General features: G+C 64.9%; 17 protein-coding genes. 8 read left to right on the top strand and 9 right to left on the bottom strand.

The genetic code is table 11. The annotated features are described in order from the left end of the window. Positions 1–27 precede the first annotated feature (27 nt). Entirely contained in the window at positions 28–1,497 is a 1,470-nt protein-coding gene (gene hydA, locus HV765_RS19065) for a dihydropyrimidinase (RefSeq protein ID WP_175170695.1), read from the bottom strand. Positions 1,498–1,785: 288 nt separating this feature from the next. After that, positions 1,786–2,211: an Lrp/AsnC family transcriptional regulator gene (locus HV765_RS19060; protein ID WP_054421128.1), complete on the bottom strand. Its 426-nt coding sequence runs from the start codon at positions 2,209–2,211 to the stop codon at positions 1,786–1,788. Between the two features lie 124 nt (positions 2,212–2,335). Between HV765_RS19060 and HV765_RS19055 the strand changes: the two genes are divergently transcribed. The 4 genes from HV765_RS19055 (at position 2,336) to HV765_RS19040 (ending at position 8,598) form a co-directional block, all read left to right on the top strand. After that, positions 2,336–3,388, top strand: coding sequence for an ornithine cyclodeaminase (locus HV765_RS19055; RefSeq protein ID WP_175170631.1), 1,053 nt, complete (start codon positions 2,336–2,338; stop codon positions 3,386–3,388). A 181-nt stretch (positions 3,389–3,569) separates the two neighbouring features. Continuing rightward, positions 3,570–5,057, top strand: coding sequence for an EAL domain-containing protein (locus HV765_RS19050; RefSeq protein WP_054421390.1), 1,488 nt, complete (start codon positions 3,570–3,572; stop codon positions 5,055–5,057). A 90-nt stretch (positions 5,058–5,147) separates the two neighbouring features. Next, complete coding sequence (locus tag HV765_RS19045) at positions 5,148–6,698, top strand: gliding motility protein (RefSeq protein WP_175170630.1); 1,551 nt, start codon at positions 5,148–5,150, stop codon at positions 6,696–6,698. Between the two features lie 10 nt (positions 6,699–6,708). After that, positions 6,709–8,598 (top strand): hypothetical protein, encoded by a 1,890-nt coding sequence (locus tag HV765_RS19040; protein WP_175170629.1) that lies wholly within the window; start codon positions 6,709–6,711, stop codon positions 8,596–8,598. Between the two features lie 9 nt (positions 8,599–8,607). On the opposite strand, the gene HV765_RS19035 is transcribed toward HV765_RS19040, so the two are convergent. The 4 genes from HV765_RS19035 to HV765_RS19020 all read right to left on the bottom strand — a co-directional run bounded on the left by HV765_RS19035 (position 8,608) and on the right by HV765_RS19020 (position 13,441). Beyond that, entirely contained in the window at positions 8,608–8,820 is a 213-nt protein-coding gene (locus HV765_RS19035) for a DUF1059 domain-containing protein (protein ID WP_054421132.1), read from the bottom strand. A 203-nt stretch (positions 8,821–9,023) separates the two neighbouring features. Continuing rightward, positions 9,024–11,144 carry a putative bifunctional diguanylate cyclase/phosphodiesterase gene (locus tag HV765_RS19030; RefSeq protein ID WP_175170628.1) on the bottom strand — a complete coding sequence of 707 codons (2,121 nt, stop codon included), beginning with the start codon at positions 11,142–11,144 and terminating at the stop codon, positions 9,024–9,026. A 196-nt stretch (positions 11,145–11,340) separates the two neighbouring features. Then, entirely contained in the window at positions 11,341–12,447 is a 1,107-nt protein-coding gene (locus HV765_RS19025; protein ID WP_175170627.1) for a YcjF family protein, read from the bottom strand. Positions 12,448–12,487: 40 nt separating this feature from the next. After that, on the bottom strand, positions 12,488–13,441 hold the full coding sequence (locus HV765_RS19020; protein ID WP_175170626.1) for a LysR family transcriptional regulator: 954 nt from the start codon (positions 13,439–13,441) through the stop codon (positions 12,488–12,490). A gap of 229 nt (positions 13,442–13,670) precedes the next feature. On the opposite strand from HV765_RS19020, the gene HV765_RS19015 reads away from it, so the two are divergent. The 4 genes from HV765_RS19015 (at position 13,671) to HV765_RS19000 (ending at position 18,723) form a co-directional block, all read left to right on the top strand. Continuing rightward, positions 13,671–15,134 carry a sodium:solute symporter family protein gene (locus HV765_RS19015; protein ID WP_175170625.1) on the top strand — a complete coding sequence of 488 codons (1,464 nt, stop codon included), beginning with the start codon at positions 13,671–13,673 and terminating at the stop codon, positions 15,132–15,134. A gap of 49 nt (positions 15,135–15,183) precedes the next feature. Beyond that, positions 15,184–16,230 (top strand): agmatinase, encoded by a 1,047-nt coding sequence (speB, locus tag HV765_RS19010; protein WP_175170624.1) that lies wholly within the window; start codon positions 15,184–15,186, stop codon positions 16,228–16,230. A 340-nt stretch (positions 16,231–16,570) separates the two neighbouring features. Beyond that, positions 16,571–17,584, top strand: coding sequence for a hypothetical protein (locus tag HV765_RS19005; protein ID WP_175170623.1), 1,014 nt, complete (start codon positions 16,571–16,573; stop codon positions 17,582–17,584). Beyond that, entirely contained in the window at positions 17,581–18,723 is a 1,143-nt protein-coding gene (locus tag HV765_RS19000; RefSeq protein WP_175170622.1) for a glycosyltransferase, read from the top strand. Before HV765_RS19005 ends, HV765_RS19000 begins: the two co-directional genes overlap by 4 nt. A gap of 9 nt (positions 18,724–18,732) precedes the next feature. On the opposite strand, the gene HV765_RS18995 is transcribed toward HV765_RS19000, so the two are convergent. From HV765_RS18995 to HV765_RS18985, 3 genes are all read right to left on the bottom strand, one after another. Next, positions 18,733–20,664 carry a bifunctional metallophosphatase/5'-nucleotidase gene (locus HV765_RS18995; RefSeq protein ID WP_175170621.1) on the bottom strand — a complete coding sequence of 644 codons (1,932 nt, stop codon included), beginning with the start codon at positions 20,662–20,664 and terminating at the stop codon, positions 18,733–18,735. Between the two features lie 169 nt (positions 20,665–20,833). Beyond that, positions 20,834–21,943, bottom strand: coding sequence for an S-(hydroxymethyl)glutathione dehydrogenase/class III alcohol dehydrogenase (locus HV765_RS18990; protein ID WP_054421138.1), 1,110 nt, complete (start codon positions 21,941–21,943; stop codon positions 20,834–20,836). 29 nt (positions 21,944–21,972) lie between these two features. Continuing rightward, positions 21,973–22,263: a metal/formaldehyde-sensitive transcriptional repressor gene (locus tag HV765_RS18985; RefSeq protein ID WP_054421139.1), complete on the bottom strand. Its 291-nt coding sequence runs from the start codon at positions 22,261–22,263 to the stop codon at positions 21,973–21,975. Positions 22,264–22,357 lie beyond the last annotated feature (94 nt).

Below are 22,357 nucleotides of genomic sequence, written 5' to 3'. Positions count from 1 at the left end.
TGGGGTTCAGGTGATGGGCGTGGTGCATCACGGCTCAATCACGGTCGGGAAAATCTTGCGCAGCAAAGCAGCGCGCGGCGAGATTTCGCGCGTCTTCTGCAACGGGGCGGGCAGACCTCGCGCGATGAACTGGCCGCGGCCGCGTTCGGCATGCAGGGCGCCGTCATCCACGATGACGTCGCCGCGGCTGATCACGGTGGTGGGCCAGCCCGTAACCTGGCGGCCTTCATACGGCGTGTAGCCAACGTTGTCGTGCAGGCCATTGGCGGACAAGGTCACGACGCGTTCGGGGTCCCAGATGGCGATGTCGGCGTCAGCCCCAACGGAGATCGTGCCCTTCTTCGGATACAGGCCGTACATGCGGGCGTGGTTGGTGGACGTCAGCGCCACGAACTGCTGCAAGCTCAGGCGGCCGCTGCGCACGCCTTCGGAGAACAGCAGCGGCATGCGCACTTCCAGGCCGGGCAGGCCGTTGGCGATTTGCTTGAACGTGGTGGCGTCGCCTGCGGGCAACTTGCCGGATTCGTCGTAGCGGTACGGCGCATGGTCGGACGACAGCAGCGCCAGCGTGCCGCTATCCAGGCTTTGCCACAGCGCCTGTTGCGACACGGGGTCGCGCGGCGGCGGGCTGCAGCAGAACTTGGCGCCTTCCACACCGGGGATGTCGATGTCTTCGGCGGTCAGCAGCAAATAATGCGGGCAGGTTTCGCCGTAGACGGGTGCGCCCAGCGTCTGCGCGGCGTGAATCGCCTGCGCGCCGCCTTGCGTCGACACGTGCACGATCAGCACCGGCACTTCCAGCACAGAGGCCAGGCTGATAGCGCGTTGCGTGGCTTCGTTTTCGGCAATGGGGTCGTGGCTGACCGCGTGGTACTTCGGCGCGGTGTGTCCGGCCGCCAGCAGATGGCGCGCAATCCAGCTGATCACGTCGTTGTTCTCGGCGTGTACCATCGGCAACGCCCCTTCGCGCGCGGCAATGGCGAACACGTCCAGCAATTGCTTGTCGTCGAGCTTGAGCTTGTCGTAGGTCATGAAGACCTTGAACGATGTGATGCCGGCGCGGATCAGCTCGGGCAGGTCATGGTTCAGCGTCTGCGGCGTGGGGTCGGAAATGATCAGGTGGTAGCTGAAGTCGATGACTGACTTTGCCGCCGCCGATGCGGCGTACTCATCGGCCACCTGCCGCAGCGACTGGCCGCGATGCTGCGCCGCGAACGGCACGATGGTGGTGTTGCCGCCGTGCGCGGCCGAGACCGATGCGCTGTACCAGTCGTCGGCGCACAGCACGCCCATGCTCGACAGTTGTTCAACGTGGCAGTGGCTGTCGATGCCGCCGGGCATCACCAAGCGGCCCGCGGCGTCGATGGCGCGCTTGCCGGCAGGAAGCTTTGACGAGATCGCGGTGATGACGCCGTCAACGATGCCGATGTCGCCAATAAAATCGGCATCCGCGGTGACGATGCGGCCGTTGTGCAGAGTCAGGTCGAAGTCGGTCATGGAGTGTGGGGATGCAGGGTTGCCTGCCGCAAGGTGCCCGAAGCCGGGCGCGGCTGAAGATGCAAGCATGCATGCGTCCGCAGAAATTCGATACCGCGCGGCGGCGCCTCGTGCAAGGTGGTGGCGTGCGCGGGCGATTCTGCTAAGGCACTGATTGGATTGACGATTTAGCGGCGGCGGGCCAAGGCCAAGCACCCCACGCATAACGCTGGATCATGGACGCTATGCAAAGTTTTATATCGGGTTTCCCCGCGCTCTCGTGCGTGGATTGCCCGAGGGCGCGATGTCTTAGAACGCCTTGAACGTCTTCAGATGAATGCTGGTCTCGGTGGCCGAGATGCCCTTGAGCGTGCGCAGGCGGTCCAGCACTTCGGACAGCTGGTCGATGGTGGGCACGCGCAATTCCGCCAGCAAGTCCCAGCGGCCATTGGTGTCGTGCAGGCCCGCCACGCTGGGTTCGCCCATCAGCAGGTTCACGATCTTGCGGGTTTCATGGCCTTCGACGGCGATGCTCATCCAGGCCACGATGTCATCGGTTTCCGCTTCCGGGCGCAGCCGCACGGTATAGCCCACGATGATGCCGCGCTCTTCCAGTTTGCGGATGCGGTTGTCGATGGTGCCGCGCGAGACGTCCAGCTTCTTCGCCAGCGTCGCCACCGACAGGCGGGCATTGGCGCGTAACAGGCCCAGCAGGCTTTGATCCAGCGTATCCATTGTGAAAAGTGCTAATTGTGGCTGTCGAATTGCCAGAATCTTAGCGTTTCGTGTGGAATGTTGTCACTATGAATTGATTTGGCCGTCAGCCAGAATTTCTGTTCCATAACTTGGGGAGAAAAATATGACGACACTGCTGACGACTTCCGACGTTGCCAACATCGTGGCCTTGCAAGGCCCGCGCAAGGTCTTCACCGACCTGCTGGACTATGTGTTGGCCGACTTTCTGCGATGGCAGGAATTCGATAAATGCGCACGCGTAGCCAGCCATTCCGCCACCGGCGTCATCGAACTGATGCCCACTGCCGACAACGAGCTCTACAGCTTCAAGTTCGTGAACGGCCACCCCGACAACCCGCAAGCCGGCCTGTCCACCGTGATGGCCTTTGGCGCGCTGGCGCACGTCAGCACGGGTGAACCGCTGCTGATCAGCGAACTGACGTTGACCACCGCCTTGCGCACCGCCGTCACCTCGGCCCTGGCCGCGCGCGCGCTGGCCCGCCCCGATTCGCGTTCGATGGCCTTGATTGGCAACGGCGCCCAAGCCGAATTCCAGGCGCTGGCGTTCCACTATGTGCTGGGTATCGACACGCTGCATGTGTATGACGTGGACCCCGACGCCACCCGCAAGCTGGAAAGCAATCTGGCTACCGTTGCGCCGTCGTTGCGCATCGTGCGTTTCGACAGCACCGCCCAGGCCGTCAAGGGCGTGGACATCATTACCACCGTCACCGCCGACAAGGCCTACGCCACCATCCTGACCGCCGACATGGTCGAACCCGGCATGCACATCAACGCGCTGGGTGGCGACTGCCCGGGCAAGACGGAGCTGCACGCGGACGTGCTGCGCATGGGCCCGGTGTTCGTGGAATACGAACCGCAGACGCGCATCGAAGGCGACTTGCAACAGATGCCGGCCGATTTTGCCGTGACGGAATTGTGGCGGGTGCTGACCGGCCAGAATGGCGGCCGCCCAAGCCCGGATGCCGTGACCATTTTTGATTCCGTGGGCTTTGCGCTGGAAGACTTCTCGGCCCTGCGCTGGTTGCGCGATAGCGCCGCCCGGCATGGCATTGGCGCCCAAATTGAAGTGGCGCCGCAATTGCAAGACCCGAAGAACCTGTTCAACGTGGTGCGCACGGCCCGCAATGGCCAGTCCGCCCTGGTTCAGGGATAAGCGGGCAGCAGGTTTTGCCAAAAAAAGAACGCCCATTCACGAGATGGGCGTTTTTCTTTTTGGGGGACGGGACGCTTGCGGTTACATTGCCTTACGCGCAGGTGCTCCCCTTGAGAAGCGCCGCCAGTGTCCCTCCCTTACCCCGATGTCACGTATTCGAATTACGGCCGTAGTCCTGTTGATGTCGACGCTGGGTTTCCTGGCGGGCTTGTTGGGCGGACGGCTGATTGAACTGAATCAGGTCGACGACCGGCTGGCGGCCCATAATTCCCGCCTGCTGGCCCACGCCCTGCGCGTGGCGCAGGAAAGCCATCGCCTGATCGACGCCGCCACGCACACGACGGCGCTTTGCTCGGCGTCCGACATTGCGACGTTGCGCGTGCTGTTGTTCAACGCCACCTTTCTGCGCGACATCGGCCGCCTGCGTGACGGCATGCTGGTGTGTTCCGCCGCGTGGGGGCTGTTAGCGGAACCCCACGCGTTGCCGCCCGAAGCCTTCAAAACCCGTAACGGCGTCACGCTATGGGTGGGCGCCGCCAATATCATCGACCGCCGCATCATCGGCGACATGGCCGCGCGCAATAACGTGGTGGTGTTTACCGCGCCGGGCGCCTTTGACGGATTTCCCGAACCGGGTTCCGGCATCGACGCCAAAGTCGAAACGCGCGATGGCGCCCATGTGTTCCGCCGCTTTGGCCGCACTGACGGGCTGGCATTCAACCAAGGCGACAACGCGTCGCAAACCAGCTGGCGGGCCGAACGCGTGATTGCGGAATGCGCGCCCGGCACGGTGGACATCTGCGCCGTGTCGCGCGCCCATGTGCAGTCGTGGTTCCCCTTACCCGCCTTGATCCTGGCCTCTGCCGGCGCGCTCGTGGGCGGGCTGCTGGCGGGCCTGTGCGTGTTGTGGCGCCAACAATCCAAGAGCGATCGCGCCACCTTGCGCAAAGCCATCCGGCGCGGCGATGTGCAGGTCCGCTATCAGCCTCTGCGCGAACTGGCGACGCGCCGGCTCGTGGGCGTGGAGGCCCTGGCGCGTTGGCGCGCGCGCGACGGCTCGGCCGTGCCGCCCGCGCTGTTCGTGCCGCTGGCGGAAGAGATCGGCCTGGGGCGTGAGCTGTCGCGGCTGGTGACGGAGCGGGCACTGCACGAGCTGGCGGGACGCCTGCGCACCGACCCGGCGTTCTACGTCAGCATCAATGTGTCGGCGGAAGATTTGCAGAACGACGCGTATCCCGATTTCTTGCTGCGCCGGGTGAACGAGCAAGGCATTGCGCCGCAACGGGTGGCGCTGGAAATCACCGAAGGCACGCCGCTGGCGGACAGCCATGTGCTGGGCACGATTCGCACCTTGCGCCGTCAGGGGTTCCGGATACTGATCGACGATTTCGGCACCGGCAATTCCAACCTCAACTACCTGGCCGAGATCCAGGCCGACGCCATCAAGCTGGACCGCCGCTTCACGCAGGCGATTGGCGCGGAGCAGGCGGGCACGCTCATCATTGACCACGTCATTGATATCTCGCGCGAGCTGGGCCTGGGGCTGATCGTCGAAGGCATCGAAACCGAAGAGCAGGCGCAATACCTGTCGTCGCGTCAACCCGCCACCATCGGCCAGGGCTGGCTGCTGGGGCGGGCGGTGCGGGCGGAGGATATTCCGCGGGAGTAGCGCGGGGGGTGGCAAGGGTGCCCCTCCACGGCCGTGACACCTTGCACCCGTATACTGGCCCCCTTTAAATCGCCAAAAGGACCCGCCACGATGACGCCTGCGCCCGGAGATATCTACGTCGTTCATAACAGCCGACTCGATGCCTATACGGCGGTGCAAGTGACCCATGTGGGGGGCGAAAATCGCGCGGGGCTACTGGCGGTGTTGACGCTGGACTGGCTGGGCAAGAGCCTGCCCGACGACGCGGCGCTGGACGCCATGCGGCCCGGCAGTTTCGACTTCATGTTCTGGAATGCGCACCGCCAGCACCTGTGGCTGCAAGGGCCTGTGCCGCAGCGCTTTCAGCATGTGGGCCGGCGCGAGCCGCTGGTCACGGCCGATACCCAGAGCTTTGGCGGTGGCTGGCCGGATGGCGATACGCATTTTCTGCAACGCCGCTGGGATGCCATCGATGCCGACGTGCGCGCGCGTTTCAAGACGGCGGCCCGGGAAGAACGCCACGACAAGACGGTGGTGCTGGAGGCGGGCGGCCTGGCATTGACGCGGTCCACGGGCCGCGTGAACGGCAAGGTGCTGAGCGCGCTGGCCGCGCTGGCGGACCTGGATGCCCTGCCCTTGCTGACCACGGTGGAAGCCGATGCGCCCGTGCCTGGGCTGCTGCCGTGGCTGCGCACACGGCCTACGATCAACGAACTGATTCTGTCGGGCCAGGACACGCCCGTCATCGATCTGCGCGGCACGAACCTGGGGCGTGTGGCCATCGACATGACGGGCGTGCGCGAAATCCATCTGAACCACGGCCTGGATACGTTGACGTTGAACGGCACGGCCAGCGCCGATCTGGTGGTGCATGGCGAAGACAACGGCCGTTGGCTCACGGTGAACCTTCAAGCCGTGGCGCCCGTGTGGTCGGGCTTGCCTGAGGTGTCGTCGCTGAACCTGCATGGCGTGAAGTCGTTGGACGCCAACGACATCGTGCAGGCGTTCCCGCGTTTGCAGGACCTGCGCATCTGGGGCGCACCGGGAATCTTGCAGGGCTTGGAACGCTTGGCGGCATTGAAGTCGCTGACTACGTTGATGCTTAACGACGTGTTCCCGCCTGCGGATGCCGCCCTGCCGGGGCCGTCGGCATGGCCAGCGCTGGCCATGCTGTGGCTGACCAGCGTGCCGGCTGATTTGGCGGCGGCCGCCAAGAAAGCCTACAAGGCCGAGACGGCGCGCGGCTTGAACCTGAGCGTGCGCCAGCCGCGCAAGCCCGAGTGGCTGGCCGCGAATCTGGACAACCCGTTTCGCGAATGGGATGGCAGCGAATTCGTGACGTCGGCGCAAGCCAAGAAGGCCGCCACGCTGTACCGCAAGGCACGCACCGATGCGCTGAAGCTGGCGGCTGACATGGCCACGCAAGCCGGTCCGCTGGCCGACGCCTTGCGGCCCGTTGTGCTGGCGTACACCGAAGGCTTCAACGCCATGGACCGCCGTTCCAGCTTCATTGAAACGGTGGAACGCGAGCAGATCTACATGGCGCTGATGGGCATCGTCGACGCGGTGGAGGCCAAGCGGCGCGAGGTGGCGGGCGACCGCATCGACGCACTGGACCGCGCGCGCGTGGAAGAGGCCATGGACGAAGTGCGGGAGTTTTAAGATGACGCCCATGCTCACCCCTCTGACTCGCACGCTGCTTGCCGCCGCGCTCTTGTCCGCCAGCGCCACCCTCTGGCCCGCTGCGGCATGGGCGGAGAATCAGGACGCCGCCACAAGCGTTCCGGCATCCGCCGACGCCAGCCCGCCGCAGACTTCCCCCTTCGTGCAGCACATGCAGGAGGCCCATCGCCTGATCGCTGAAAAGGACTGGCCCGCCGCTACCGGCGCGGCCCGCAAGGCAGTCGAAGCGGCGCGCCAGGGCGAAAACCACTACGAAGAATACGACGCCGTCGCCACGCTCGTCCGCCTGCTGCACAGGCAACAGCGCTACAGCGACGCGCGCCGCGAGGCCGACGCGCAAATCGTCATTTTCGACAAGCGCAACGCCAGCGAAGACGCCACGGAACAACTGCTGGTGATGGCCGTGCGCGAAGCCGCCGCCGCCAACGAAGCCGCCGATGTGGCGCGCTTGCAGGCGCGCATTTACGCGCAGGGCAACGCCTACCCCGGACTTTGGACGCGTGATGCTGCCGCTGGCCGCTTGAACTACACGCTGGCCGGCATGAGCCTGCCGCTTGCCACGGGCCGCTGGGCCTTGGTCAGCTTCAAGCCGGCCGACAGCCGCACGGAACGCGCGCAGCTGGATTACATGCAAACCCTGGACGACGGCAGTGCGCTGTCGGCCCGCATCTGGGTCTCGTATCGCGAAGACCTGCGCGCCAAAGACGCGCAAGCGCGGCGCCAGGCATTGGCCAGGCGGATGGGCGAACCCGAAGGCGACCAGACACCGGCGCCCGACACGGAAGCCGCGTTGCCGGGCTTGCCGTTCAAGGACGCCGTGGCCGCCAAGCGCGCGTTGCAGGCCGACTACCCCGGCGGCAAGGGCATTGAAGCGCAATGGATCGCGGCGCGCGGCGAGTGGTATGTCGAGGCGCGCGCCTCGTTCCCGCAAGGCAAGCAGGACGCGGCCATCGCCCAACTGCGTGAGCTGTTTGACGCCATGACGTGGACGGGGGATGTGCGCCTCTTCCGTGACAAGACCATGCAGGAGCAGGACCGCGAAATCGATTCGTATTGGTCGATGGCGCATGACTGGGACCAGGCCGCCGAGCTGTCTGAAGCCGCCCTGCCCGATGCGGTCTTTCCGCTGGAGATTGCGCGCTTGAATACCGTGATCGGCCGCGCCGCCTATGACCGCGACGATCTGCCCGAAGCCCGGCGCAGCCTGGAGCTGGCGCTGCCGGCCTGGGCGCATGCGAGCAAGGCGTATCACGACGAATCGCTCTATCAGACCGCGCTGGATATCGCGGCTGACGTCGCGTACCGCCAAGGCCGCACGCAGGAAGCAGTGGCGTTGAATCGTCAGTTCATCCAGTGGGTGGGCAGCCTGGGCGATGGATGGTCACTCGCTGAAAAAAGCCCGGTGGTGGTGTACGACGACACGGGCATGACGCTGCCGTTGCGCATCGGCGAATTCCGGCTGGAGCCCATCGACTCGAACCGCTTTTACTATCGCAAGCTGAAGACAGGCGAACAATTGGGCCTGGCGCTGAACCAGAACGCAGCGGTGCCGGACGACAAGCTGGAAGCGTCCATGCGGTCCTTCATTGAAGACAACCTGGGCCTGCGCATTCTGAACCTGAAAACCGAGGCCTTCGCGCCGCACGCGCAGGAAGGCATGAAGGGTGCGGTACAAGGCCGTCAATATACGTTCCAGGTGGAAGCCAAGCCCCATGATGGCCGCACGATCAGCCTGAGCGGTCCGTTTGGTGCGCCGCCTGCGCAGATGGTGTTCTGGGTGGTGGACCGGGACAAGCGTCGCAGCATTCTAAGGGCGCCCCTGCCGGCGGAGGGTATCCAGACCGGCGTCGCGCAGTTTGTGCAGACGCTGGCCTGGTAAGCAGCGCGGTCAAACGCGCTGCGGTGAATCTGCGGGCGGCGTACCGTCGCGGAACATGCCTTTTAGTTGCGTGCGCAGTTCGGGCGAGTCGGTGTGTTTGTGTACGGTGGTGGCGTGCTGCACGGCGGTTTCCAACAGCTCGTCGTCGGAATCCGCGGCAAAGGCCACCGAGCAATTGATGTCGCTCGGAAATTCGCGGCAGTCGATGTATTTGCGAGTCATGGAATTCTCCTTGCGCAGCGCTCCGGGGGAGACCCCGCTGGGGCGGCTTGCGTGATGGCACTTCCGACGCGCGGCACGGCAGGCATCGGGCAGGATGGCGCGTCGCAGCGCACCCGATGATTTGAAAAGTATAGGTCTGGCCGGGCGCGCCAGGGGCCGCGAATTGCGGGGACGGCCCCTGATTGCGGGGCCGTCCGGCCGCGCTAGTCCGCGGCGCCGGGTGCGGCGTTGTGTGGGGCGTCGGCTGTGGCGTCGGCTGTGGCGTCGTGCGACACCGGCCGGCCCAGCAGATAGCCCTGGAAATGCGAGCAGCCTTCCTGCGTCAGCCGGTCCAGCTGCTCGGCAGTTTCCACGCCTTCCGCCGTGGTGGGGATGTCCAGGCTGCGCCCGATCCCGTTGATGGCGCGGATGATGGCCAGCGCCTCTTTGCTGGATTCCACGTCTTGCGTGAACGACTTGTCGATCTTGATCTTGTCGAACTCGAACGAACGCAGATAGCCCAGCGACGAATAGCCCGTGCCGAAGTCGTCCAGCGCCACCTTCACGCCCAGCTCCTTCAGGCGATTCAGTGTGTTCAGGTTGGCGGCGGAGTTGGCCAGCAGCACGGATTCGGTAATTTCCAGCTCCAGCCGGCGCGCCGGCAGCCCGGACTTCGACAGCGCCGACTCCACCAGCGACACCAGCGCGCTATTGGTGAACTGGCTGGCCGACAGGTTCACGGCCACGGTTTCATGGTCGTCCCAGCGCATGGCTTCGGCGCAGGCCTCGTGCAAGGTGAAGGCGCCCAGCTCGTGGATCAGCCCGGTTTCTTCGGCGATGGGGATGAAGTCACTGGGCATGATCAGGCCCTTCACCGGATGCTGCCAGCGCATCAGCGCCTCGCGGCCCACGATGCGCACATGGCTCACGTCCATGATGGGCTGGTAATGCAGTTGCAGCTGCTGCCACATGATGGCCTGGCGCAAATCCATTTCGACTTCATGCCGCTTGAGCGCCGCCGTCTCCATCTCGGGCTTGAAGAAGGCCAGGCAATTGCGGCCATTGCGCTTGGCTTCGTACAGCGCCATGTCGGCGTAGCGCAGCAGATGGTCGGCGGTGCAGTCGGCCGTTTCGGCCAGCGCGATGCCGATGCTGACGCTAATGGGTACGGTGTGGCCGTCCACTTCAAACGGCTGGCGCACCACGTCGATGAGCCGTTCCGCCATCTTGCGCACGTCGTCCTTTTCGCCGATGTTGGGCAGCACCACGGCGAACTCGTCGCCACCCAGGCGGGCCAGCGTGTCGTGCTCGCGCAAACTCTTGGGCAGGCGCTTGGCCAGCAGCCGCAAGAGTTCGTCGCCGCAGGGGTGGCCCAGCGTGTCGTTCACGCTTTTGAAGTTGTCCAGGTCCAGGCACAGCACCGCCGTGCTGCGGCCGCCCGTCCGGCTGCTCAAGGCCTTGAGCAATTGTTCGCGGAACAGGCGCCGGTTCGGCATGCCGGTCAGCGTGTCGTGGTGCGCCATGTAGCGCACTTGCGCATGCGCCGCGTTTTCGTCGGTGACGTCGTCCGTAATCAGCAGCACGTAGCGCGAGCGCGGGTCGTTGCTGTGGAAAACCAGTGTCTTCGTGCGCAAGGTGCGCGGGCCGCGCGCGGTGATCAGTTCTTCTTCGGCTTCGCGCAAGCCGCCATCCGAGCGCAGCGCTTCATTGGTCAGCCGGTCGAACAGCGCGCAGACGGGCGGAGGCAGGCTGCGCTGCGCGGGCTTGCCCATCATGTCGCTGCGCGACGCGCCGAAGGTGGTCTCCGCCTGGCGGTTGGCCAGCAGGATGTTGCGCGACACCGCGTCCAGCACCAGCACGCACGACGGAATGTGCGACACCACGGCTTCCAGGAAGCTCGACAGTGACGTCAGTTCGCTATTGAAGTGTTCGGCCAGTTCCTTGGCCTTCAAGAGCTGTTGCTCGCGTTCGCGCCGTTCGGTGACGTCGCGCGTGATCTTCGCAAAGCCCAGCAGCGCGCCCTGCTCGTCGTAGATCGCGTCGATGACGACGTTGGCCCAGAACAGCGTGCCGTCCTTGCGCACCCGCCATCCCTCAGCCTCGAAGCGTCCTTGTTCGCGCGCGGTTGCCAGGCCGAATTGCGGCAGTCCGGCCGCCTGGTCGTCTTCGCTGTAGAAGCAGGCGAAATTCTTGCCGACGATTTCTTCCTGGGTGTAGCCCTTGGCACGCTGGGCGCCGGCATTCCAGTTGGCGACGGTGCCGTCCGGATGGAGCATGTAAATGGCGTAGTCGACGACGCCCTGCACAAGGTGCCGGTACATGACGTCGGAGTTGTCGATGATCATTGGATGGGGGGCGGGCTGGAGCGGCCGCGTCTTGCGCGCCTTGCCGGCGCACACGTGGGCTGTCCCGCGAAAAAACTGAGGGATATACGGCTTTACGTCGTGGGGAGCGCAATATTTAACGCGTTAGAAAGAAAAACGCGAATCTTGCTAATCATGTCGCCGAAACACATTTGATTGCATCGGCGGTGCGCGGTGGCTACAGCTTCACCCGCTGCTTTAACGCCTGCGCGATCATGGCGATGTCGATGTCCTTGCCGGGGTTCTTCTGGCAGAAGTCATACAGCACCGCCACGTAGGCGTTGCCCAGCAGCTTGGTGATGGCGCCCGCCGTGGTGGCGGCGATGGTGCCGCCGATTGCGCTGCCCGCGCCGGGAATGAACTTCAGCATGCCCGACACGACCGAACGCCCGATCAGCGTGGCTGCCGACGCGCCCAGCGTGGACGTGACGAGCGTGGTGATGGCGGTGGTGTCCAGCTCCATGCCGAAGGTGATGCCGATCTTGGCGATCATGCCCACCTGAATGGGCACCAGCGCAAAGGCGTCCGAGAACGGAATGGGCGCGGCGGCGGCCGATGCGGCCAGCCCTGCGGCCACGTTCACCTCTATCTCAGCCCGCTTTTTTTTTACTTCCAGGGCCTTCTTGTTGCGGGTGGACAGCGCGTTGGCGTAGGCGCGTTGCTGCGCCTCGGGGATGTATTCAGCCGTTGCTTCGATCAGGTTGTCCAGGCCCATCGGCGGCAGCTCGGCGTCCAGCTCGTCGATCCATTCTGGCAGCGCGCGCACCGCCACAACCTGCTTTGCGCGCGGCAAAAGCTTGCGCGCCTCGTCCAGAAAGGGGCTGTTCTTGCGCGCTTTCGTCAGCACGGCCACGACGGGAATGCCGGCGTTGGCCAGCATGTCGCACAGTTCGATTTCGGCGTCTTCAACGCGGTGGCTGCTGTCCTGAATGCACAGCCATGCCACGTGCACATGCTTGTCGTGGTCGTCCGAGGCGGAACGTTCCTGGATCAGGTCCGTCAGCTGTTGGCGCGAGCGCGCGTAGTCGCCCACTTCCAGGCCGCGCGTGTCGATGATGGTGAGCGGGTGGCCGGGCTTTGTGTATTCCTGCGTGCTTTGCGTGACGGGTTTGCCCGCGCCGGTCTTGGCCAGTTCGCCGCGAAAGACGGCGTTGATCAACGTGCTTTTGCCTACCCCCGTTTTGCCGGCGATAAGAATGTTCACACGGCCTGCGCCGCGCGTGGCCGTGCTGATGGCGTCGGCGATGGCGTCTTGCAAGGCGGGGGAGTCGGGGCGTAGCGGCATCGGGCGTGGGTGAAAGGCGTAAGGGCGTTCGGGAACGATATCAGATGCCGCTGACTTCCGTGCGGCCAGGGTGGCCGCCCGCGCCGTCATTGGCCGCAACCCCCAGCGCCGCCCGGATGTCCTCCAGGAACGCCACCGTGATGTCGTTCAGATACGGGCGCTTCTTGGCCACCATGCTGATGTCGACGTCATAGCGGAACGTGTTGGCGTCCAGCGCGTGCAAGAGGCCCGCCGCCACATAGGGCGCGGCAAAGTGTTCAGGCAGATAGCCCAGATGCGCGCCCGACAGAATCAGCATGGCGGCGGCCTCCATGTTGTCGGCCTGTGACGTGATGCGGCGGGGCCGGCCCGTGAACGAGGCTTCTGGCAGCGGATACGTGCGCCAGGTCCAGTCGGCGTTGGCCACCTCGTCCACTGTGACGCGGCCGGCGCGCGGCGCCAGCGGATGCGTTGCGCCGCAGTACGCCACCTGGCGCTCCTGGAATAGCGGCGTGTAGTCCAGCATCGGCACGCGGTGCAGAAAGTAGCCCACGGCAACTTGCATGTCGTCTTTCAACAGCAGCTCTTCCAGTTCGCGCGGCCCGCGGATCAGTACTGACAAGCGCACGGCTTCGTCGCGCTGGCGGAAGCGTTCGATGGCCTGTCCGATGCGCACGTTGTGCGCCATCGTGGCGTTGCCGATCAGGCCCAGCGTCAGGTCGCCCACCAACTGCCGATGCATGTTGCGCGCTTCGGCGCTGAAGGTGTTCAACGACGCCAGCGCGCCGCGCGCCAGTTTTTCAAAACGCTGGCCTTTCGCCGTCAGCCGGAAGCCGCCGCGTCCGCGTTCGCACAGCTTGAAATCCAGCCGCGTTTCCAGCGTGGCCAGCTGGCTGCTGATGGTGGACTGCCCCACGCCCAGCATGTCCTGCGCGGCCGACACGCCGCCCGCATCCACGATGGCGATAAACACCCGGATCAAGCGGAGATCAAGGTCGGAAACTTGGGAGAGCATAGGGTTAGCACCTATAAAACATCGACGTGCATCGATGCTTGTAAGTCGAACGAGATATGGATCAGCGTTGGCGTCATTCCTATTATCCACAGGGCTGTCGGGGCGGCTGAAGGAAGCCATCGACCGCACATCAAAACGGCCGAGCCCTGCAATACGGTGAAACGGCGATTAATAACTTCTATCCGGCTCGGTGTGATGCCGGCGATAGGCGTGTGGGGAGGTGTGGGACATGATTCTGGACATTGGCGTCGTCTTGATTTATCTGGCGGGCATGTTGCTGCTGGGCTGGTACGGCATGCGGCGCGCGAAGACGCAGGAAGACTTTCTGGTGGCCGGGCGCAATCTGGGGCCGAGCCTGTACATGGGCACCATGGCCGCTACCGTGCTGGGCGGCGCCAGCACCGTCGGCACAGTGCGGCTGGGTTATGTGTACGGCATCTCGGGCTTCTGGCTATGCGCCGCGCTGGGGCTGGGCATCATGGTGCTGAACCTGGTGTTGGCCAAGCCCTTGCTGAAGCTGCGCATCTACACGGTGACGCAGGTGCTTGAGCGGCGCTTTACCGCCAACACCAAGCACGTCAGCGCGCTGGTGATGATGGCGTATGCGTTGATGCTGGCGGCCACTTCCGTCATTGCCATCGGCACCGTCATGCAGGTGCTGTTCGGCCTGCCGTTCTGGGTGTCGGTGGTGGTGGGCGGCGGCGTCGTGGCGCTGTATTCCGCCGTGGGCGGCATGTGGTCGCTGACGCTGACCGACATCGTGCAGTTCGTGATCAAGACGGTGGGGCTGATGTTCATTTTGCTGCCCATCTGTTTGATGCGAGTCGGTGGCTGGGATGAGCTCGTCGCGCGTTTGCCTGCCGCCAGCTTCGACATGGCGGCCATCGGCTGGAGCACGATCATCACGTACTTCGTCATCTACTTCCTGGGCATCCTGATCGGGCAGGAAATCTGGCAGCGCGTCTTCACTGCCCGCACGACCCGCGTGGCGCAGGTGGCGGGCACCGTGGCGGGGCTGTACTGCATTGTCTACGGCCTGGTGGGCGCGCTGATCGGCATGACCGCCAAAGTGCTGCTGCCCGATCTGGACAATGTGAACAACGCGTTTGCCGCCATCGTGCAGGCCAGCTTGCCGGACGGTATCCGGGGGCTGGTCATCGCGGCGGCGCTGGCGGCCATGATGTCCACCGCCAGCGCGGCGATGCTGGCCACGTCCACCGTCTTGACCGAAGACCTGCTGCCCGCGCTGCGCGGCGGCCGCGCGTTCACGGATGTGCGCCTGAACCGGCTGATCACGCTGCTGGCGGGCGTGTCGGCGCTGGGTATCGCGCTGGTGGTGGACGACGTGCTCAGCGCCCTGACCTGCGCCTACAACCTGCTGGTGGGCGGCATGCTGGTGCCGTTGCTGGGCGCCATCTACTGGCGCCGCGCCACCACCGCGGGCGCCATCGCCAGCATGCTGCTGGGCTGCTTCACCGCGATTGGCTTCATGTTGAAAGACGGGCTGGCGGCCAACACGCCGGTGTATGCCGCGCTGGCAGCCAGCGCCATCAGTTTCATTGCGATCAGCCTGCTGGGCCGCGCGGAGGCGGCGCGGGCATACCGCGACGCGCCCGCCCCGCAGCGACACCGGGAAGCGCCCGCCCCGCAGCGGCATCGCGACGCGCCCGCCCGCCCAGCCGGGGCGGAATGAACCCGCCGACATCAGCCATCCCCCCATCCATCCCTGACAGGAGACCAGCATGACCTACACCCCCGACAAGCTCGCGGCCTTGCGCGCCCGCTTTGGCGGCGACAACGAAGCGCAGATTCACGACCCGCATTTCAGCGCCGTGGCCGCCAACATCATCGACGCCAGCGGCACGCGCAGCGCGCCTTACGCGGGCATGCCCACGCTGATGGATGCGCCCGCACACCAGATCGATTGGAGCGCGCCCGACTTCGGTGACCTGCAAGTGGCGCTGACAGGCGTGCCGATGGATTTGGGCGCCAGCAACCGCAGCGGTTGCCGCTTCGGGCCGCGCGCGCTGCGCGCCATTGAACGCGTCGGCCCGTACCACCACGTGCTGCGCTGTACCCCCACGCGCGACCTGCGCGTGGCCGACATTGGCGACGTGCCCATGCGCAGCCGGTTCAGCCTGGACCAATCGCATCAGGACATCGAAGACGCGTACGCCAAGATTCACGCGGCGGGCGTCATGCCGTTGTCCGCCGGCGGCGACCATTCCGTCACGCTGCCGATCCTGCGGGCGCTGGGGCGCGAACAACCGTTGGCGTTGATCCACTTTGATGCGCACTGTGACACCGGTGGCCCGTTCGATGGCAGCCGCTTCCATCACGGCGGCCCGTTCCGCCAGGCCGTGCTGGATGGCGTGCTGGACCCCACCCGCACCATTCAAATCGGCATCCGCGGCGCGGCGGAATACTTGTGGGAATTCTCGTACGCGTCCGGCATGACGGTGATTCACGCCGAAGACATCGCCACGATGGGCGTTCCTGCCATCATCGCCCGCGCCCGCGAGGTGGTGGGCGACGCGCCCGTGTACGTCTCGTTCGATATTGATTGCCTGGACCCGGCGTTCGCACCCGGCACCGGCACGCCAGAGGTTGGCGGCGTGACGGTGCGCGAAGCGCAGGCGATGCTGCGCGGGCTGGCGGGCATCAACATCGTGGGCGGGGATCTGGTTGAAGTGGCGCCGGCCTATGACGCCACGGCGAACACCGCGCATGCGGGCGCGCAGATCATGTTCGAGATCCTGAGCCTGATGAGCGTGCGCCACGCGCGCTGAACGCGGCAACCGGCGGCTGCGGTGCTTGCTTGCAGTCGCCTTTCGTTTTGGCGCAAAACGTAATGGAAGGTACGTTGGCGCGTCCCGCCCGGATCAGGCCGGCTAGTGCCGAAGGCACAGTGCGTATGCACGGTTCTGGTGCAATGTCGACGCGTTTGGCTGCCCCCGTTCCGCTATGTGGGAAGCCCGGAAACGCTAGGCGGCAGCCGCCAAATTAAGGGGCAAATGGCCGCCTCCAATGCTGTTACATCTCAAATGTTTCGAACCCGTCGTGAGGGGGGGCGGCTGAGTAGAATCCGCCTCTCGCTAGGTTTCGCCGCGCTTTCAGTGGCACCCATTCATGACCCGTTTTGCGCTTGTCCCTCGCCTGCTTCGCTCGCGTCCGTTGACCAAAGGCTTTCGCTATTTTTACCGCTACACGCGTGGCGGAGCCTATCGGCACAACGAGACGCTATGGCCATTGGTGAAGGTGCGGCGCGAAGGCAGTGAGCAACTGGTGGCGTGCGATCTGGTGGGCGTGCGCGGGCCGGCCACGCTGCCGATGGGACAGGTGCCGCGCGCCATTCACGGCGACGCACACTTGATTCTTAGCGGTCCGTCGGTTGCGCAGATCGATTACGCGCAATGCGGTCTACGTTCCGTCATGGGCGTGAACGGGTCCATCGCGCTGCGCCGCCAGCATCCCGCGTTGCGCTTCGATTACTACGCGATGCTGGACGCCGGCTTCGTCAAGCGCCGGCGCGATCTTGTGGCCGAGGTGCTGTCTCAAGACCTGCTGCTGTTCGTCACGCCCGAGGTCTATCGCTGGATTGCCTTCCTGTTTGATGCCGGCGCCATCCGTTGCCGCATCGCGCTGTTCGAAGAAGTGCACCAGCGCGCGCTGCAACCGCGCGCGCAACCTGATGAGCTCGAAGCGCAACTGGCGCGTGACCCCGAGCTGGTGCTGTTCGACGCGCACAACCCTGAACACGCACACGGCTTCAGCCTGAACCCCGCGCGCGGCCTCTTTGGCGGCGGCACCGTGGCATACACGGCGTTGCAGCTGCTGGCCTGGATGGGGGCGCGCACCGTGTACCTGCACGGCCTGGACCTGACCGCGGCGGCTGGGCCGCGCTTCTACGAACAACCCGGGGCGCAGTTGGCCACCGCACTTGACCGCCAATTCACCGGCCACATCGAACCCGCTTTCCGCGCGGCCAGCCGCTTGCTCGCCGCACGTGGCGTCAAGGTCTACAACTTGTCTCCCGGCAGCCGTCTGGGCGATGACGTATTCGAAAAGCGTCATTGGAGCTGTTTGCTCAATCAAGGGGAGTCTCCGCCTTCCCCGCAACTGCTCTCGGGCCTTACATCATGAAGATTCTCTACACCAATTTCCATCAGGGCGATGGCGGCGGCCACACCACTTATGTGATGTCGCTGGCGCGCATGCTGCGCCAGCGCGCGCACATTACGGTTGCCGCGCCGCGCGGCAGCCGTCTGCTGGCCGAGGCGCATGCCTTGCCCGGCGTGCATTCCATCGACCTGGAGTTCAAGGGGCGCCCGTTTCAGCAGTTAAGCGCGTTGCGCCGCTTGCGCACCTTGCTGCGCAAAGAGCAGTTCGACGTCATCCATGTGAATGGGTCTGCCGACCACCGCCTGTGCATGCTGGCTACGGTGGGCATGGGCGCCAAGCGTCCGTTCATCGTCTACACGCAACACACCGATCGGGCCTCGAACAGCCTGGGCGTGCGCATGCGCGCGAAGTGGGGCACGAACCGCGTCATCTGCGTGTGCGGCCATACCTTTCGCCGTATGAAAGATTCCGTGTTCCGCGATGAAGACCTGCGGGTGGTGCACAACGGCGTTTGCACGCAGCAATATCAACCGGCCAGCGCAGAAGAAGCGGCGGCGGCGCGTGCCGCCCTGTTGCCGGCCAGCATGCAGCGCCGGCTGGTGATCGGCAGCAACGCCGGCACCGCCATCTACAAGAATTGGCTGGACATGGTGACCGCCGTGTCGCTCTTGCCCGAGCATCAGCGGGATCAGGTCGTGATTCTGATCGCCGGCAAGGCGCCCGATGACGAGCAGCGCCAGCGCGTGGCTGATCTGGCCATGACGGATCAGGTTATTTTCACGGGTCTGCTGGATGACGTGCGCCCGTTCCTGGCGGCGTTGGATGTGGGCTTCGTGCTGTCGTCGCGGCTTGAGACGATTTCGTTTGCCTGCCGCGAAATGATGGCGGCCGGCAAGCCCGTCATCGTCAGCAAGGTGGGCGGATTGACCGAGAACGTGACCGACGGCCGCAACGGCTGGGTGGTGCCGCCCGGTTCAGTCAGCAGCGTGCTGACGACGGTATCGTCGATTTTGAATGACCGCAGCATCGCCGTGAAGATGGGGCAAGAAGCCCGCAGCACGGCGCTGCGGGAATTTTCGCTGGCGCGCTTCGTCGGCCAGACCGAAAAGGTGTACCTGGAAGGCCAGACGCCAGGCCGGCAATTCGGCCTGACCTCCTGATCCGTTCCTTTATTCGCTATACGACTTGGTGCTGTACAGGCTGACGGGCAGCAGGTTCAGCACGGGCAGGCCGGACACGGAGTCCTTGGCCTGCTTGTCGATATAGCTTTGCAGCACGTCGGCGTCCAGCACGCCGATGTCCTGACGGCGTTCGGCGGGCACGCTCGCCAGCGTCTTGTAGCCGTCGCCGCCGGTTGCGTTAAAGCTCAACACGAACAGCTTGTAGGTGCGCGCGGCGTTCAGCGGCTGCCACGTGCTGGTGGCCGCATCCAGCACTTCGATGTTGGTGACGCGGCTGCCCTGCGCTTGCGCGCCGTTCACATCCCAGCGCAAGCCGCCCGTGTACGGGTACGGACCCGTGGAGCCGCCCGCGCCGAACACCGCCTGCATGCCGTCTTCCAACATGCCCTTGACCTCGGCGCCGGTCACGTCCAGCCGCCACAGCATGTTGCCGAACGGCACCACCTCGATCACATTGGCCGCCGTCACATTGCCCTTGAGCGCCACGCGCACGCCGCCGCCGCTTTGCAGGGTGATGTCTGCGCCGCCGTAGTTGGCGTTGGCCACATCCAGATAGGCTTGCGCCACCAGTTGCTGCATGTCGCCACCGCGCAGGTCGACGCTGCCCAGCGTGTTGCAGTCAGCGCTTGAGCGGCTGCGGTCACGCGTCAGCCCCGGCACGCGGCGCGAGCACAGCTCTTGCGGAACCGAGGCCACGATGCTGGCGCTGAAGGTGTCGACCTTTGCCTTGAACGGCTGCAACACGGCTGCGGCCTTGGCGTCCGGCTGCTGGATGCGCAGGAAGCCGCTGGCCGCCACATCGGCAAGCATGGCGGTGTTGTCGGCGGCGGCGGGGGCGGCGCCGCCCACCGTCAGCGCGTCGCCCATAAGCACGTGCGGCGTGCCGGCGCATTCGGTCACGTCGCCGTTGGCGTCGAAGCTGACCTTCAGTTCGCCCACCACCTGCGAGTATTCCCAGGCCTGCACCAGGCAGACGCGCTTGCCGTCCTTGTTTTGCAGCACGGTCGGGTAAGCGCCCGACGGCGTGCCCACGCCGTAGCTCACCATCGAATCCGGGCCCAGCAGCGTGTGCGAATCACCGCCCACCACGACGTCAACGCCGCTTAGCTTGGGGATGATCTGCTTGTCGTAGTCGTAGCCGATATGGCTCATCACCACGATCTTGTTCACGCCTTGGGCGCGCAGCGCGTCGATCTGCGTTTGCGCGGCGGCGGCTTCATCCGAGAACAGTGTGCCCGCGTCGGGGCTGGACGATTGCTGCGTCTTGTTGGCGATGGTCAGGCCCACCAGGCCGATCGCCTGGCCGTCGCGCTGCAACACGATGGACGGCTTGACCATGCCGGGGGCGCGTGACGGATTCAACGCCGAGGCGTCGGCGAACGTGACGTTGGCGCTCAGCACCGGCGTCTGGCATGTACCGGCGTGCAGCAGGTCGATAAAGCGCTTCAATCCGGTGTCGCCCTTGTCGAACTCGTGGTTGCCGAGCGTCATCGCGTCAAAGCACACCGTGTTCATCATGGCCGCATCGGCCTCGCCGGCTTCGCCCGCGCGGTTGAAGTACAGCGTGCCGGTGTTGGCGTCGCCCGCGTGCAGCTTCAGCACGTTGGCGGACTGCGCCGACAGCGCGTTGATGGCGCCGGTGACGCGCGGGAAACCTCCCACGTCCACATTCGCCGTCACCGGCGTACCGGCGGCGTTCTTCAGCTTCAGATCTTTTTTCTTGCTGTCCAGATTGGAGTGATGATCGTTGATGTGCAGGATCGTCAGTTCCATCGGCCGGCTGGCGGCGGGTTGCTCGGGCGCGGGCTGTTCTGGCGCCGGGTTGGCGGACGTGTCGTCATCATCGTCATTGCCGCCGCAACCGGCCAGCAACAGGGCGCTCAGCATGGCCGCGCCCGCATTCCTCTTCCACGTAATCATTCGTGTGATCCCTCGTTTATGAAGGGCGAATGGTTGCGGCCGAAGATGACGTGAAGATGAATGACAGCGGTGTCATGAACGCGCGCGAACTTGTCTTGCGCGCGTCATAAAAAAACAGGCCCGGCGCATTGCGCGCCGGGCCTGCCGGAACCTGCCGCGAACGTGTCGCTTAGAAGTGAATCACGGTGCGGATCGACTTGCCTTCATGCATCAGGTCGAAGGCTTCGTTGATGCGTTCCAGCGGCAGCGTGTGCGTCACGAACGGGTCCAGATCGATCTTGCCGCTCATGGCGTCTTCGACCATGCCCGGCAGCTGCGTGCGGCCCTTCACGCCACCGAAGGCGGAACCGCGCCACACGCGGCCCGTGACCAGTTGGAACGGACGCGTGCTGATTTCCTGGCCCGCGCCGGCCACGCCGATGATGATGCTTTCGCCCCAGCCCTTGTGGCAGCATTCCAGCGCCGCGCGCATCACGTGCACGTTGCCGATGCACTCGAACGAGAAGTCCACGCCGCCGTCGGTCAGTTCGACGATGACGTCCTGGATGGGCTTGTCGTAGTCCTTGGGGTTGATGCAATCGGTGGCGCCCATGGCGCTGGCCAGCACGAACTTGTTCGGGTTGGTGTCCACCGCGATGATGCGGCCGGCCTTGGCCTGCACCGCGCCCTGGATCACGGCCAGGCCAATGCCGCCCAGGCCGAACACGGCGACGGTGTCGCCTTCCTTGACCTTCGCGGTGTTGTGCACGGCGCCAATGCCCGTGGTAACGCCACAGCCCAGCAGGCAGACCTTTTCATGCGGGGCGGCGGGGTTGATCTTGGCCAGCGAGATCTCGTTGACGACCGAGTATTCGCTGAACGTCGAGCAGCCCATGTAGTGGTAGATCGGCTTGCCTTCGTAGCTGAAGCGCGACGTGCCATCGGGCATCAGGCCCTTGCCCTGGGTGGCGCGCACCTTCTGGCACAGGTTGGTCTTGCCGGACAGGCAGAACTTGCACTCGCGGCATTCGGCCGTGTAGAGCGGAATGACGTGGTCGCCGGGCTTCAGCGACGTGACGCCTTCGCCCACTTCCACGACGATGCCCGCGCCTTCGTGGCCCAGCACGGCGGGGAACAGGCCTTCAGGGTCGTCGCCACTGAGGGTGAAGGCGTCGGTGTGGCAGACGCCGGTGTGGGTGATCTGCACCAGCACCTCGCCGCGCTGCGGCGGGGCGACGTCGATTTCAACAATTTCCAGCGGCTTGCCGGGTCCGAATGCGACTGCTGCGCGTGATTTCATAGCGGTTACTCCACGAATGTCGGGTGGGCTTACTTCAAATAGGAACGGACGATGCGCATCAGTTGATCGACCTCGGCTGCGGGGTCGATCTTCGCGTCTGGCGGCCCGCCCTGGGCGGATTGCAGGAAGGTTTCCCGGAGATGGCTTTCCAGCACTTCGGCCATCAGGCCGGTGGCGGCGCCGCGCAAGGCGGCCAGTTGCTGCAACAGCGCGCCGCACTCCGTGCCTTCATTGACCGCGCGTTCCAATGCTAACGCCTGCCCCTGGATACGGCGCAGGCGGGTGACGACACGCTTCTTTTCTTCCGGCGAATGCGGCACGGCAGGCTCCGAAAACGATACAGGGGGGGAGTATACGGAAATTCGGTTCCCGTTCGCAAGACATGTGTACCTGTCTATACTAGAACCCGATTTT

Origin of the sequence: Achromobacter kerstersii (assembly GCF_902859595.1) — a bacterium.
Lineage (GTDB): Bacteria > Pseudomonadota > Gammaproteobacteria > Burkholderiales > Burkholderiaceae_B > Achromobacter > Achromobacter kerstersii.
This window is presented reverse-complemented; position numbering and strand designations above follow the sequence as displayed.